Annotated in this window: 1 protein-coding gene; it reads right to left on the bottom strand. The window is 48.1% G+C overall.

Annotated features, from left to right (window positions below; translation table 11 throughout):
• Positions 1 to 459 (bottom strand): TraD N-terminal domain-containing protein (locus HSP_RS10835; RefSeq protein ID WP_010128782.1); only part of this gene is annotated, 459 nt, incomplete at both ends.

The raw sequence follows: 459 nt of genomic DNA, 5'->3' as shown, positions 1-459 counted from the left end.
AGCATCCGGGCAACGTCTTTCGGATTGTCTGTCAGCTGACGACCACCTGTGACTTCATTTTCGCTCTGTTGTTTACCCTGACGCCCCAGAATCCAGGAGACAACAAAGAAGGTAATCAGGCAAATAACCAGTGCCACAACTGTAGCCAGAACGAATGCGGACCATAGCTGCTCTCCACACCAGATCATATATTTATCATGCAGTACCTGAGCAGCGTTCATCCGGAAGGTTTTGCCGTAATACTGGATCTCATATACCGGCTGGGACTTGATTAAATCCCGCATGCCTTCCAGCGTGGTACACCACCAGTAAATACAGCCGTTCACAAACGTCTGCCAGCTTATTTTTACCCATAAAACCAGACCAACGAGTATCCAGAAAAAAATAAACAGGCAGTAAAGCATGATATTGGCGATCTGGCTGAACATGCGGATACGCATGGACGCAATCTGACCGCCC

The sequence above is a fragment of the Haemophilus sputorum CCUG 13788 genome, assembly GCF_000238795.1.
Classification (GTDB): domain Bacteria; phylum Pseudomonadota; class Gammaproteobacteria; order Enterobacterales; family Pasteurellaceae; genus Haemophilus_A; species Haemophilus_A sputorum.
Note: the sequence above shows the minus strand (reverse complement) of the source record. Positions and strands in the feature narration are given on the sequence as shown.